We start from the raw sequence: 14735 nt of genomic DNA, 5'->3' as shown, positions 1-14735 counted from the left end.
AAGGGAGACAAAGGAGAAACTGGTGAACGCGGTGAAAAAGGCGAAGCCGGAGCAGCTGGTCGAGATGGACTAGATGGTAAAGACGGCAAAGATGGTGCCCAAGGTGAGCGCGGGGAGAAAGGTGACAAGGGGGACCAAGGTATCCAAGGCGACAAGGGCGATACTGGTGCTCCAGCTGTGCCAGAAGTTCCCCAAAAACCTGAGGCTCCAAATCAACCAGAAGGACAACCAAAGAAACCTGAGGTTCCAAATCAACCAGAAGAACAGCCAAAGAACCCTGAGGTTCCAAGCCAACCAGAGGAACAGCCCAAGACTCCTGAGGTTCCAAGTCAACCTCAAACTCCAGAAGTGAAACCAACCCCACAGGTGACCCCTTCTGAAAGCCAAAAAGGGGCTGGCACTTCACAGGTTCAAACCCCACATCAGGAACAAAAACTGATGAAACCAGTTGTTAATTCTACATCAGTAAAACACTTGCCAGCTACTGGCGAAACCACTAACCCATTCTTCACAGCGGCAGCGGTTGCAGTGATGACTAGTGCGGGGCTACTTACTCTATCTGCTAAACGTAGAGAATACTAATCTTTTTTCAAAAATAAAACCAAAATACAGTTTTAGAAAGACAGATCAAGCAAGGTCTGTCTTTTTGGGTGTTTAAAACAATCAGATGCTTTATTTTGGCATCTCTAAAGTGATATAGTCAAACAAGGGGTGTAAAATCTGCTGGGACATGAATAAAAATTGCTTAGAGACACTGTAAGACGGTTACAGTCTAAGTATAGGAAATGGTTACTGATAATTATTTTTATCAATCTGATAGATAAATGCTATTAGGCAATGATAATAAATTTTGTTAGAATTTTTAATAGAATGAGGAATGGAGTTTATTAATGAACATGAAATATCAAATGCTGGCTAAGCTTGTTGTCGTTGGTTTAGGATTATTTCAATGGGGGATTCCCTCTTCAGTGAGTGCTGCATCAAAAGAAGTGATTGTAGTCGCAACAGATGCTAGTACAAAGCCTTTTACCTATCAAGTAGATAATAAGCATACAGGGTATGATATTGAGGTATTGAAACGTATTTTTAAAGGTTCAAAAAAGTATCAATTAAAAATAAAAACAGTTCCTTTTCCCTCTATCTTATCTGGAATTGATGCTAGTCGCTATCATATTGCCGCTAATAATTTTGGTTACAGTAATGATCGGGCTAAAAAATACTTATTTTCAAATCCAATTTCTAAGTCTTATTATGCTTTGGCAACAAAAAAGGATAAAACCTATCAACATTTAGCGGATCTTTCCGGTAAAAAAACACAAGGGATGGCAGGGGCTAACTACATGCAAATTTTGGAAAAATGGAATCAGACTCACCCGGACAAAAAACCGATTCAGTTGACTTACGTCTCTGGTTCAACACCATTCACGCAAAGATTGCAAATGCTTGAACAAAACCAACTTGATTTTATTTTTTATGACGCTATTTCCCTAAAGACAGCTATTGAAGAGCAGGGCTTTAACTTAAAAATAAGCCGTTTAGAAAAAGTTGAAAATGATAAAGATGGTTTTGAATATTACATTTTCGCTAATGATACTAAAGGCAAAGAATTGCAACAATTTGTCAATCGTGGTTTAAGCAAGTTGAAAAAATCAGGTCAACTAAAAAAATACAGTCAAATGTTTTTTGGAGGAGATTTTGTTTCAAAACGCAATTAAGAGGGTTTTAACACTTTAATAGAAACAGTTGATTTGCCGCTGAGTGAGACGATTTTAGCAAGATTTTTTTAGAGACGGATTTACTATTTTACATGTTGGTGTAAGAATGTTAGAATATTGAGACAGACAAGTATAAAGGGGAAGTACATGACATCAGCGTTTTTAACCAGTGGTTGGATTTGGTACGATAAACTCATTTCAACGATTCCACAAGGAAAACTTTTTAGTTGGCATGCTGTTTTTGATGCCATTCCAAACATTATTCAACGCCTTCCAACTACACTTGGTTTGACATTGGTAGCGTCTGTTTTTGGGTTAGTTTTAGCCTTAATTTTTGCTATTGTTAAAATTAACAAAGTGAAGTTTCTTTACCCGATTCAAGCTGTTTTTGTTAGTTTTTTAAGAGGGACCCCTATCTTAGTTCAGTTAATGTTAACTTATTATGGGATTCCTCTCTTTCTCAAATTTCTAAATCAAAAATATGGTTTTGATTGGAATATTAATGCGATTCCGGCATCTATCTTTGCCATTACAGCCTTTGCTTTCAATGAAGCAGCCTACTCTAGTGAGACTATTCGTGCCGCTATTTTATCCGTTGATTTAGGTGAAATTGAAGCAGCTAAAAGTTTAGGAATGACATCAGCGCAGGTTTACCGTCGTGTGATTATTCCTAATGCGGCTGTTGTCGCAGTCCCAACCCTTATTAATGGTTTAATTGGTTTAACCAAGGGAACATCACTAGCTTTTAATGCGGGAATTGTGGAAATGTTTGCTCAGGCACAAATTCTAGGTGGATCTGATTACCGTTATTTTGAGCGCTATATCTCAGTGGCTCTTGTTTATTGGTTCATTAGCATCTTGATTGAACAAGTAGGGCGTTTCATTGAAAATAAGATGACCATTAAGGCGCCACAACAAATCAGTAATGGAAAGTTAGGAGAATTGCGTTGATGATTACAGTTAGACATTTGAGCAAGACTTTCTCAGGGCAAAAAGTTCTAGATGACTTAGCTCTTGATATTAAAAAAGGGCAAGTTATTGCAATAGTTGGTGCTTCCGGTGCAGGAAAATCAACGTTCCTACGAAGCATGAATTATTTGGAAAAACCAGATACAGGTTTGATAAGTATTGGTGACTTTACCGTTGATTTTGAAAAGATCACCAAGGAAGAAGTCTTAATCCTACGTCGAAAACTTGCGATGGTTTTTCAACAATTTAACCTCTTTGAGCGTCGGACCGCTCTTGATAATGTCAAAGAAGGCCTCAAGGTGGTTAAAAAAATGTCTGATCAAGAAGCCACTAAGCTTGCGCGTGCAGAATTAGCTAAAGTTGGGTTAGCAGATCGTGAAAATCATTACCCTCGTCACCTATCAGGTGGGCAAAAACAAAGGGTTGCCCTAGCAAGAGCATTGGCTATGAAACCAGATGTTTTGTTGCTAGACGAACCAACATCAGCTCTTGACCCAGAATTAGTTGGTGAAGTAGAAAAATCAATAGCTGATGCGGCAAAAACAGGACAAACCATGGTCTTGGTTAGTCATGATATGAATTTTGTTTATCAAGTGGCAGATAACGTCCTTTTTTTAGATCAAGGAAACATTTTGGAACAAGGAACACCAGAAGAGGTTTTCAAACACCCCAAAGAAGAAAGAACGAAAGAATTTTTTGCAAGCTATTTAAAAACGTACCTTTAATACCATTCTTTTGTTATAATAAAAAGGTCTGGGCATCCCTAGACTTTTCTTATCTTAATAAAGTGGTAAGTCTATGGAAAAGTAAAAATGACTAGGTGGAAATATGTTAGTAGAAATTTTTAGCCTTTATGTTAAAGGTATCATCCTATCAACCCTTACGATGGCATCGGTTTGTTTAGTTTGGACTTTATGGCGGGCAAAAACAAAAAAAGATAAAACTCTAGCTGAAAGACAGGAATTTCTCTATGAAATGTTGATGGTTATTGTCTTAACCATTCCAATTCTATCTTTTGCCTTTATGAGTATTTTGGTTGTGCTAAAATCATAATTATTGTCATAAGGTGTTGGGACTGCTACAATGATGGTAGAATGATTCAAAGGAGTTAACGTTATGTATGATACATTAATTATTGGTTCAGGACCCGCTGGCATGACAGCGGCTTTATATGCAGCAAGAAGTAATTTACGCGTTGGAATAATCGAACAAGGTGCTCCGGGAGGTCAAATGAATAATACCTCTGAAATTGAAAATTATCCGGGATATGATCACATTTCAGGACCGGAATTATCTCTCAAAATGTACGAGCCATTGGAAAAATTCAAAGTTGAAAACCTTTATGGGATTGTTCAAAATATAGAAGATTTTGGCACTTACAAACGTGTTTTAACAGAAGATGCGAGTTATGATAGTAAGACTGTTATCATCGCAACAGGAGCCAAATATCGTGTTTTAGGTGTCCCTGGCGAAGCTGACTATACTAGTCGGGGGGTATCCTATTGTGCCGTTTGCGATGGGGCTTTCTTTAGAAATCAAGACCTTCTGGTTGTCGGCGGTGGGGATTCGGCTGTTGAAGAAGCTATCTATCTCACTCAATTTGCCAATAAAGTGACAGTTGTTCATCGTCGTGATCAATTAAGGGCTCAAAAAATTCTTCAGGATCGTGCCTTTGCTAATGACAAAATTGATTTTATTTGGGACTCAGTTGTCAAAGAAATCCAAGGTAATGACATCAAAGTATCAACTGTTTTAATTGAAAATGTTAAAACAGGTCAGGTAACAAGTCATGCTTTTGGCGGTATCTTTATCTATGTTGGTCTGTTACCAGTTAATCGTATGGTGGCTGATCTTGGAATCACTGACCAAGATGGTTGGATTGTGACTGATGATCAGATGAGAACGAGTATTCCTGGGATTTTTGCCATTGGTGATGTTCGCCAAAAAGACCTTCGTCAAATCACAACAGCAGTAGGAGATGGCGCCATTGCAGGGCAAGGGGTCTATCATTATATTGAGAATATGCCATCATAAGGTTATGAGGAGTTGGGCAAAATCCCTTCTCTTTTTGTTTAGCTGACTGATTGCTTAGCCTTTCTATAAGGATTGCTAATGGTAGGACGGGTAGTTTTTCTGACCACCTTTTTAGGTAAATGTTGAAAATTTTCTGAAAAAAGGATATAATAAATAGTATTTTTAGTGAATGGAGTTTATAATGTCTATTAAAGAACAAACAGACAGTAAAGAACTAGAAAATGGAATGGTGAGAGGCTTAGAAAATCGTCATGTGCAACTAATTGCGATTGCAGGAACGATTGGAACAGGTCTCTTTTTAGGCGCAGGACGTTCCATTGCCCTAACAGGACCATCTATCATTTTGGTTTATATGATTACAGGTGCCTTCATGTTTATGATGATGCGTGCTATTGGTGAGATGCTGTATTATGACCCAGACCAACACACCTTTATCAATTTTATAACCAAGTATATTGGTCCAGGGTGGGGCTATTTTTCGGGGCTGTCTTATTGGATTTCTCTTATTTTTATTGGGATGGCAGAAATCACAGCAGTTGGCTCCTACGTTCAATTTTGGTTTCCGAGTTGGCCAGCCTGGCTCATTCAATTGGTTTTCTTGGTTTTACTAAGTTCAATCAATTTAATCGCTGTTCGTGTCTTTGGAGAAACAGAATTTTGGTTTGCCATGATTAAGATTATTGCCATTTTATCTTTAATTGCGACAGCAATTTTCATGGTTTTTACTGGTTTTGAAACGCCTACCGGGCATGCTAGTCTATCAAATATCTTTGACCGCTTTTCGATGTTTCCAAATGGGAAATTGAAGTTTTTTATGGCTTTCCAAATGGTTTTCTTTGCCTACCAAGCCATTGAGTTTGTTGGGATTACAACTTCTGAAACAGCCAATCCAAGACGAGTGTTACCAAAAGCGATTCAAGAAATCCCTATGCGTATTGTAATTTTTTATGTTGGAGCTTTGGTTTCTATTATGGTGATTGTTCCCTGGTATCAATTACCAGTGGATGAATCTCCCTTTGTGATGGTTTTCAAATTGGTTGGAATTAAGTGGGCGGCAGCGTTAATTAATTTTGTCGTGCTCACATCGGCAGCTTCAGCCTTAAATTCGACCCTGTACTCGACAGGACGCCATTTGTATCAGATTGCGAATGAAACACCAAATGCTTTGACCAATAAATTGGAGATTAACACACTCTCACGACAAGGTGTTCCAAGTAGAGCTATTATTGCATCAGCAGTAGTTGTTGGGATTTCTGCCTTGATTAATATTTTACCAGGGGTGGCTGATGCTTTTTCGTTAATTACAGCTTCTTCATCAGGTGTCTACATTGCTATTTATGCCTTGACAATGGTGGCGCATTGGAAATACCGTCAGTCAAATGATTTTATGGCAGACGGCTACTTGATGCCAAAATATAAGTTAACAACACCTCTAACGCTTGCCTTTTTTGCCTTTGTTTTTATTTCCCTTTTCTTACAAAAATCAACTTATATTGGTGCGATTGGGGCAACCGTTTGGATTACTCTGTTTGGGATTTACAGCAATCTAAAATTTAAACGCTCTTAGTTTTTTGGAGGACTGAAACAAGATTAACAAACTTTAGCATTTTAGCTGATTGTTTCAGTTCTGTTTTATTAAGCGCAAAACAAGAAAAAAATCCTTAGACGATGACTTCTAAGGATTTTGCTTTCGGTTTGAGCAGCAGGACAGAAATGTTCTACAGCTTTTTTGAAGTTCTCTTTATAATAACACTATTATCTTGGTTAAGTTGTTGGCGCAGCATCCCCGAAGTTGTTAGGGAATGAGGAGGGGGTGTCTTGCTTCTTTTAAATCCAAATGTTTCCCTCATTTGAAAGATGTTTTGCATCAGCGGGAAAGTCAGAAACAGCAATTCATAAGTTGGTATATGAAGCGATTGGCGATGTGGCTCATGCGATTCTAGCTGGTTTGTGGTTGCAATTATATTTACAGTTGATGATGAAATGAAGAAAGAAGCTGCAAAATTTTACAAATTAGTGAGTTTAGATTTGTAAAGTATTTTGAGACTTGTTTTTTACAGTCTTTTTCTTAATTAATGACATTTTTTGAAATACCATCGTTTATCTAAGTAATAAAGCACCCCAAAAGGGTGCTAGACAACGATTAACGATTCCTAAGTTCAAGATAACGGTTGTACCAAATATTGACATATGCCTTAGAAAATGGTCCTTTTTCATGGTTAATCCAGTCAACTAATATTTTGACGTTTTCTTTTAGAATAAAGTCCATGTCAGTTGAATACTGCATTTCTTTTTTATGAATCTCATATTCATCAACATCAAGTAACCTTTTTTCCCCATCTGCAAAGACTTTGACATCTAAATCGTAATCAATGTACTTGAGAGCTTCAGCGTCCATAATGTATGGACTTGCAAGGTTGCAATAATAAGAAATACCATTATCTCGAATCATGGCAATGATGTTGAACCAGTATTTTTTATGGAAGTAAACAATTGCAGGCTCACGGGTAACCCATCGTCTACCATCACTTTCTGTGACTAGAGTGTGATCATTAACGCCAATAAGGGCATTTTCAGTCGTTTTTAGTACCATAGTATCGCGCCAAGTACGGTGCAACCTACCATCATGCTTATAACTTTGAATTGTAATAAAGTCGCCTTCTTTAGGTAATTTCATGCCCTACCAACTTTCTACAATTAAACTTATCCTTTACAGTTTAACATAAATAGACAAATAAATCACTCATTTTATCAGGCTTAGAGATAATCTCTTAATTTACTATTAATGGCATTACTGTCATAGCCTTTGCGGTAAAGGGCTTGATAGAGTTTTTGTTTTAGGTTGTAGCCGTCGTATTTACGGCTATATTTGCGATATTGTTTGTCTAATTCTTTGTTGAGTAAGTCTTCAGTTTGCTGGGAATCTTGTTCAAAACGGAACTGTTGGAGACTATTTTTGATGAGTTCATAAGAGAACCCTTTGAGCATTAAAACTTGAGTTATTTTATCTTTTAAGGCTTTGATTGGCAATTTTGCTTGGTACTTGCGATAGAGTTTTTGAGCCACTTTTTGGGCAAGGTCACTAAAGTCTGTTTGGGCTAAGGCTATATCAATATCAGCAGCAGGGATTCCTTTTTGTATTAATTTTTGTTTCAAAACTTGAGGACCGTTGTCATTATTGAGCTTATTTTGACGAATATAATTTTCCATATAGTTTTGATCGTCAATCCACTTGTCTTTTTCCAGGTGTGCAATTATTTCAGGGATTATGCTGCTATCAATCTCTTGTTTATGGAGATAATCGCTGACTTGCTTTTTGCTGCGCTGTTGGAAAGAGATGAAATAAAGGGCTAAATTTTTTCCGTATGAGATTTGTGCAAAATGTTTAATAGCGGCTAATTGATCAGACTCAAGGATAGTATTTTTATTAAGCATAAAGTGAACGATGGTATCTTCAGTCACATAGAAGGTGTTTTTATGATCTAATTCGATAAGGTAAAGGCGTTTTTTCTTTTCAATTTTAGTGATTTTCATATTTTCATTATAACAAAAATGGTAGAATAGGAGTCAGAAATACAGCTAAAAAGTGCTTGTTTGAGAATGTTTTTGGTGGTGGAATTAGGATGTATAGAAAGTAAGGGGAAAGAGATGGTAGTAAAGGTTAAACAAAAAATTCCTTTAACAATTAAACGGATGGGAATCAATGGTGAGGGAATTGGTTTTTATCAAAAGACTTTGGTGTTTGTACCAGGAGCTTTAAAGGGAGAAACTATTTTTTGCCAAGTGACAGCGGTTAAGCGAAACTTTATTGAAGCAAAACTCTTAGCTGTAAAGAAAGTTTCTAAGAATCGTGTCAAGCCGGTTTGTTCTGTTTATGAAACTTGTGGGGGTTGTCAGATCATGCATTTGTCTTATCCTAAACAGTTGGCATTTAAGGATGACGTAATTAAGCAGGCTCTTAGAAAATTTAAGCCAAGTGGTTATGAACAGTTTGACATACGCCCTACTTTGGGAATGAAAGAGCCAGAACATTATCGGGCTAAATTGCAGTTTCAGTTGCGAGCATTTGGCGGTTCTGTGAAGGCTGGTTTGTTTTCACAAGGCAGTCATCGCTTGGTTTCTATTGATCATTGTTTGGTACAAGATCAGTTAACTCAAGAGATTATCAATGAGATTACGCATTTAGTGGCTAAATATAAATTGCCTATTTACAATGAACGTCAGATTGCAGGGATTCGGACGGTGATGGTTCGCAAGGCGCAAGCTAGCAAACAGGTGCAGATTATTTTTGTAAGCAGTAAAGAAGTTAGGCTAGCAGGACTCATTGGAGAATTGACCAAAGTATTCCCACAAATTAAAACGATTGCTCTTAATATTAATCGGTCTAAATCAAGTGAGATTTATGGAGAAGAGACGGAAATTCTGTGGGGACAAGAAGCTATTCAAGAAGAGGTTTTGGGCTATGGTTTTGCCTTATCACCGAGAGCTTTTTATCAGCTTAATCCACAGCAAACAGAAGTCTTGTATGATCAGGTTGTTAAGGCTTTAGATGTTAGCGCTAAAGATCATATTATTGATGCTTATTGTGGGGTTGGCTCCATTGGCTTTGCTTTTGGGGCGCAGTTCAGTGGCTAGGGTTTTGTCGGTAATTGGATCAAAGGAAGTAATGCTTTGGGGTAGTCATGACAGTGGTTTTAAGAAGCAATATCGTACTGACACTCTAATCCTGCAAATAGATGATCAAAAAGGAATAAATCCTAAAGTGGGTTCATTCCTTTTTACGTGTTTTAAAATTGAGAGCAAAAATGGTTTATTCTTTTTCCCAAGCTAGGGTTAGAATTTCGGCTTTGCCAAGTTGATTGGATAGAATTTGTTCATTAGTTTCTTCTAATAGATTAGTGACATGGGCTTTGTGATTGGGGAGATTTAGTTTTAACGCACAAGCATTAGTATTTGAGAGATTGTAGCAGCGCGTGATAAGAGAATTGTCTGATAGGCGACGTTTGAAAGCAGTTAGAGCGATCTGGTCGGTTGCACCAGTTAAGTAGGTATTTTCTGTCGGTAATGTTCCCATATGATGACCGGTTTGTTTGATAATAACAGGAACTTGTCCCTCTTGAGAACGCCAGTAGCTGGCAAATTGGGTATCTTTGGTGATACTTTCAAAACTATAAGAAAGCTTGTGATGACCAAGACATTGTGCTTCTGGTGTTGGGAAGTAGCCCCAGTCTCCCATTTCACCAACAGAACGTAAGAGGGTGATGGCAATGGTGTTGGTATCTGGCAAGATTTCGTATTCATTAAGACCGTAGTTACCAATGGTCACTCCTTTCTCCCCGTCAAAGAGACTGACAAAGCATTCTTGGTGTTGAGGGTTGCTTGGGTTTTTCCAAAATTGAGGGTTAGGATGATTTGGGCGTTCAACGGTTTCAAAAATGCTGTCAGCCAGATGATGATCTGTTTTGAGATGGGTTGGGAAGAGAACGCGCAAGCGATGATTGGTCATTTGGTTGTTAAAACTTGTTGTGAATTGGAGGCGTGGATTATTTTTCTCCATGCGAATAATGGTTTTTAAAGTTAGGTCAGCCTTGTTTTGTGAGCGTCCAGCTTGGCGTTCCGTAATGTCAATGACGGCTTCCATTTCAGCTTGTAAGAGGTCATTTGCAGAAATTGGAATGGCAAAGGTTTGGCTTATTTCAATTTCTGCTAGTTGAGCAGTATTAGTTAAAACAGTTAGGTCTGTTTTCCCTTGATGGGCAAAGTAAGGCTGTTCAAAATTGGGTTGGCGGAAGATGTATTCATTTCCAATATCGCCACAATCTTCAAATTGTAAGAGATCTTTATATTCTTGTCCAGATTGTTTGTCAGTAATGGTTAAACGACCATCAGTTTGAATAACTACTTTTAGAAAATCGTTTTCGAGACATTTATTGCTAGTATTGAAAAGTGCTGGTATTTCTGATGAGACGACATTATCTCCTAATCTTAGAGCTAAGGTTTTCCAAGACATGGCTTGGAGTGTGACTGGTAGATGTAATGTAACCTTAATCGCAAAATAAGGTTGTCGGAAGGTTCGCTCTGGTAAATCATAATCAAAAGCAATACTTGTTTCAAGGATTTCAGCTTCTGGAATGACCTGTCCGGTAGTATCAATAACTTGGAAGTGTGGTTTTAATTTTGCCAAATAGTCTTTAGCTTCTTGATAAACGTCTTTAGGAAAGCGTTGATCAAACGGGTATTTTTTCCAAGTTAGGCTAATTTTGGTAACAGTTGTTTTAGCGTGACCGCTGGTATTGAATAAGACAAAAGGGTGGCTATCTGTTGGGAACTTACTGGTATTGATAGCATCAGCGATTTGACCAGCAGCTTTTTGGGCTAAATAAACTCCGACTTCATAAGCTTTTTCAAAGCGAGACATCATTTCTCGGTGAACGCTATCAACACTACAGCCACAAATGGAATCATGAGGGTGGTTTTGCAGGAGTATTTTCCAGGCATAGCCCAGTTGATTATGAGGGTAACTTCCTGTAATATCAAAAGCCATGGTTGCCAAAGGCTCAGCAATATTTTCGAGTTGACGTGATACCTTGGTGTTAGCCTGTTTTAGGTAAATTCTAGAAGAAGCAGTGTTGGCAAGGGTATACCATCCTTCAGTTTCTTGGCTGGTCATTTCACCTTGGACTGTTGAAAGGTTTTCTGGTAAATCTTTTGCTAAGTCAGCCAAGTAATCTTCAAAGCAAGAATGAACGAATTCATAATCAGGATAGAGTTCATTAGCCAGTTCAATAGCTTTGGTAATATCAAGTTGAACGGGCTGATGATCGACACCGTTCATCATGAGAAGGTGTTTTGTTGAAGCAAAGCGTTCGGCATCTGCTAATTTTTTGTCCCAAAAAAGACGGGCTTCTTTTTCAGTTATCGGAATTTCATTACCATTACTGTACCAGTTAGCAAATAAGAGACCTAGAACACGGCTATTGTCTGCTCCCTGCCAGTTTATCTCAGAGAATTGTGAACTGTATTTTTCACTAGTATTCACCTGGTTGTTGAAGCCAGTTGGTCTGATACCACGGCCAAAGGCAGCAGCTTTAAGACCAGCTTTTGTCATGAGTTGAGGGGTCTGTCCCATATTGCCAAAGGTATCTGGAAAATAACCAAGCGGAACACGGGCTTTCCATCTGTCACACTGTTCTTTACCAATCAACATGTTACGGACATTGGATTCACTGCTAATTAAAAAGTCATCTTGTAAAATGTAAAAAGGACCAATTCGCAATTTGCCATCTTTGATGGCTTGTTCAATTTCGGCTTCACGCTCTGGTCTTACTTGAAGATAGTCCTCTAGGATAATGGTTTGTCCATCAAGGTGAAAACTGTGGAAATTAGGATCTGTTTTAAAAAGGTCTAAGAGATCATCTACGAGTTGAATCAAGCGCATATGATGCTGTTCGTAAGCCATATACCATTCCCGGTCCCAGTGACTATGTGAAATAATATGTACTTTTTTTATTGCCATAATTGACTCACTTTCTAAGGGGTAAGAGTAAATCCCAAGTAATCAAGGAGAAGTTCACAAAACATCATGTTAGCCCAAGAGAACCATTCACGAGTGTACTGTTTGGGATCATTGACATTAAATCCTTCATGCATTAAGTGTGTTCCGGCATCTGTTGCGACAAGTAAATCAAGCATGTCTTTTTTAGTTTCCTGATTAAGAGCCGTTAAACCTTGTAGAGCAAGGGCAATATGCCAAATATAATTTTTGGGTGTATGGGAGGATCCAATACCGGATGCTGCGTTACCTTGATAATAATACGGATTTTCCTTACTTAAAATGGTCTTACGAGTTGCTAGGTAAATCGGGTCATTTTTGGCACAAAAACCAAGGTAGGGTGCAGATAGAAGGCTAGGGATATTTGCATCGTCCATAATAGAATAATGTCCAAGACCGTCAACTTCATAGGCGTAAATGATTTCTCCGTTGTTATTTGGTACGAGAGCATATTCTTGAATGCCTTTTTGGACAGCAGTATTTAATTTTTTAGCTTTAGCAGCGACTATTTTATTTTTAAAGAGGTTAGTGTATAAGGTTTCAAGATAAGATAAAACAACGACAACAAACATGTTTGAGGGGATGAGGTAACCATATTTACAGGCATCGTCACTTGGTCTAAAACCAGACCAAGTCATTCCAGTAGGAGTAACTGGAGTTCCTTTTCCGTTGTGTGTTAGGGTGTCTTCCTTACGCCAAGTATCACGTTGAAATAGATAAGGAGATTTGCTGTGGTCTTGTTCAACAGTCCATAAGTCAAGAATTAATTGCACTCCCTTATGAAAATCTTCATTAAAATGCTCCGTGTTTCCTGTCTCACGATGGAGCAAATACGCTAACTGAATAGGATAGCAAAGGGAATCAATCTCGTATTTGCGTTCCCAAATCCAAGGATTCATCTGTGTGTGATCGGTTTGATGACCTTTTCCATTGGGCTCTTCATTAAAGGCGTTGGCATAAGGATCAATGCAAATGTAGCGAAATTGGCGTTTGACCAGCCCAGAAATGATATTTTTAATTTCGTTATCTTCCTTGGCAAGGAAGAGATAGGGTTTCATTTGGGCTGTGGAATCACGCAACCACATGGCAGGAATGTCTCCTGTTAAGAGAAAACTCGTTCCATCATCGCTAGTTTTTAGCGTAGTTGCCAAGGTATTAGCGAAACTAGATTTAAAATTAAGAGCCCAACTACGGTGTTGCTCACCACAAAGTTCCTCAATTTTATCCATAAATTGGACGACGCTGGTAGGAATTGGTCTTGTCATCTAAAATCCTCCTAAATGATATATCATTATAATCGTTTTTATTATACTTGATAACATAAATTTTGTCCATAAGTTTTTGAAAGGGTTTACGATACTGTTTTTTCATGCTATACTAGTGTTGGGAGTAAAAAATGGCTGAATTATTATATAAAAAGATATATCATTTTATCAAAGATCAAATTAAAACAGGGCAATTTCAGAAAGGTGATCGTCTGCCAACTGAGAAGGAGTTATCAGAACAATTTTCTGTGAGTCGCATTACCTCAAAACGAGCGCTTGTGGAGTTGGAATTAGAAGGGCTTATCACAAGAACCCGTGGTAAGGGGAGTTTTGTTACGGAAAAAATGGCAGATATTTCTGAGAAAAACAAGGACTTATTGTTGATACTTCCTTTTGCCTCAGATTACGAATTGGGGGATTATGCCAGAGGCATTATGACCTATGTTGCGCAAAACGATTACCGTTTAATGGTACAGTTGGCGAGTACAGTGAGTTTGGAGAGTTTGTCAGACTATGCTGGGATTATTTATTATCCTGAAGATGTGAATCATAGTATTGATTTACTCTTTTATTGTGATAGCTACAAAATTCCTGTGGTATTGTTGGATAAAGCTTTAGACCTCTTTGGTTTTCCGGCAGTTGTGGCAGATAATAAAGGTGGTTCTTATCAATTAACGCAACATTTAATTGAAGAAGCCTGTGATCGCATTGTTTTTGTGGCTAAAGAGTCTTTTGGAGAGGTATCTTCTGTTCGAGACCGCTATTTGGGTTATTTGTCTGCTATGGCAGATGCTTCTCTTAAATCAAGTTATTTTCCTAAAGCGGAATCTGAAACAGTTGATGTTTACTTAAATCAATTAGTTGATTGTTTATTGGAAAAACAAGTTCATAAGACGGGTCTAGTGGTCGAAAACGATTGGCTTGCTATTCAATTGGTTCAAAAAGTCATGCAAGCTGGCTTGTCTATTCCAGATCAGGTAGCAATCGTTGGCTTTGATAATAGTCAGGCATCGTATTTACTTAGTCCCCAGCTGACAACAGCCGCACAGGATTTTTACCAAATGGGACAGGAGGCGGCAAGGCTTTTGTTGCAAACAATTACACAGCCAGAACTTACGGTGTCTTCTTGCCAATTACCAGTTCAAGTATTTATTAGAGAAAGTAGTCAGTAATCTTTGATATGCTATAATAAGGAGAATT

13 protein-coding genes and 1 pseudogene are annotated in these 14735 nt (G+C 38.1%); 10 read left to right on the top strand and 4 right to left on the bottom strand.

Annotation, left to right across the window (positions count from 1 at the left end; translation table 11 throughout):
- From H346_RS10695 to H346_RS10570, 8 genes are all read left to right on the top strand, one after another.
- The coding region (locus tag H346_RS10695) for an LPXTG cell wall anchor domain-containing protein (protein WP_027970712.1) at positions 1 to 582 on the top strand (582 nt) is incomplete at its 5' end.
- Between the two features lie 308 nt (positions 583 to 890).
- Positions 891 to 1715, top strand: coding sequence for a transporter substrate-binding domain-containing protein (locus H346_RS0108515; protein ID WP_027970711.1), 825 nt, complete (start codon positions 891 to 893; stop codon positions 1713 to 1715).
- 147 nt (positions 1716 to 1862) lie between these two features.
- Positions 1863 to 2666 carry an amino acid ABC transporter permease gene (locus H346_RS0108510; protein ID WP_027970710.1) on the top strand — a complete coding sequence of 268 codons (804 nt, stop codon included), beginning with the start codon at positions 1863 to 1865 and terminating at the stop codon, positions 2664 to 2666.
- Positions 2666 to 3409, top strand: coding sequence for an amino acid ABC transporter ATP-binding protein (locus tag H346_RS0108505; protein WP_027970709.1), 744 nt, complete (start codon positions 2666 to 2668; stop codon positions 3407 to 3409). Before H346_RS0108510 ends, H346_RS0108505 begins: the two co-directional genes overlap by 1 nt.
- Before the next feature lie 103 nt (positions 3410 to 3512).
- Positions 3513 to 3737, top strand: a complete 225-nt coding sequence (locus tag H346_RS0108500) for a DUF4059 family protein (protein ID WP_027970708.1) — start codon at positions 3513 to 3515, stop codon at positions 3735 to 3737.
- Between the two features lie 63 nt (positions 3738 to 3800).
- Positions 3801 to 4718, top strand: a complete 918-nt coding sequence (gene trxB / locus H346_RS0108495) for a thioredoxin-disulfide reductase (protein WP_027970707.1) — start codon at positions 3801 to 3803, stop codon at positions 4716 to 4718.
- Positions 4719 to 4899: 181 nt separating this feature from the next.
- Positions 4900 to 6285, top strand: coding sequence for an amino acid permease (locus H346_RS0108490; RefSeq protein ID WP_027970706.1), 1386 nt, complete (start codon positions 4900 to 4902; stop codon positions 6283 to 6285).
- Positions 6286 to 6555: 270 nt separating this feature from the next.
- Positions 6556 to 6705: a hypothetical protein gene (locus H346_RS10570; protein WP_156888888.1), complete on the top strand. Its 150-nt coding sequence runs from the start codon at positions 6556 to 6558 to the stop codon at positions 6703 to 6705.
- Between the two features lie 156 nt (positions 6706 to 6861).
- On the opposite strand, the gene ntdP is transcribed toward H346_RS10570, so the two are convergent.
- Both ntdP and recX read right to left on the bottom strand, forming a co-directional pair.
- Positions 6862 to 7395, bottom strand: a complete 534-nt coding sequence (ntdP, locus tag H346_RS0108480; RefSeq protein WP_027970705.1) for a nucleoside tri-diphosphate phosphatase — start codon at positions 7393 to 7395, stop codon at positions 6862 to 6864.
- A gap of 80 nt (positions 7396 to 7475) precedes the next feature.
- The gene (recX, locus tag H346_RS0108475; protein ID WP_027970704.1) at positions 7476 to 8252 is read right to left on the bottom strand and encodes a recombination regulator RecX; all 777 of its coding nucleotides are present in this window, start codon (positions 8250 to 8252) and stop codon (positions 7476 to 7478) included.
- Positions 8253 to 8366: 114 nt separating this feature from the next.
- Between recX and rlmD the strand changes: the two are divergent.
- Positions 8367 to 9341 (top strand): annotated as a pseudogene (gene rlmD, locus H346_RS09980) (23S rRNA (uracil(1939)-C(5))-methyltransferase RlmD); the annotation flags it as partial.
- Between the two features lie 187 nt (positions 9342 to 9528).
- Here rlmD and H346_RS0108465 read toward each other — a convergent pair.
- The gene (locus tag H346_RS0108465; RefSeq protein ID WP_027970703.1) at positions 9529 to 12234 is read right to left on the bottom strand and encodes an alpha-mannosidase; all 2706 of its coding nucleotides are present in this window, start codon (positions 12232 to 12234) and stop codon (positions 9529 to 9531) included.
- A 14-nt stretch (positions 12235 to 12248) separates the two neighbouring features.
- A complete protein-coding gene (locus H346_RS0108460) occupies positions 12249 to 13535 on the bottom strand; it encodes a glycoside hydrolase family 125 protein (protein WP_027970702.1) in 1287 nt (428 codons plus the stop codon).
- A gap of 131 nt (positions 13536 to 13666) precedes the next feature.
- Here H346_RS0108460 and H346_RS0108455 point away from each other — a divergent pair, with 131 nt between their 5' ends.
- Positions 13667 to 14707, top strand: coding sequence for a GntR family transcriptional regulator (locus H346_RS0108455; protein WP_027970701.1), 1041 nt, complete (start codon positions 13667 to 13669; stop codon positions 14705 to 14707).
- The last annotated feature ends 28 nt before the right edge of the window (positions 14708 to 14735 follow it).

The sequence above is a fragment of the Streptococcus castoreus DSM 17536 genome (assembly GCF_000425025.1).
Classification (GTDB): domain Bacteria; phylum Bacillota; class Bacilli; order Lactobacillales; family Streptococcaceae; genus Streptococcus; species Streptococcus castoreus.
This window is presented reverse-complemented; position numbering and strand designations above follow the sequence as displayed.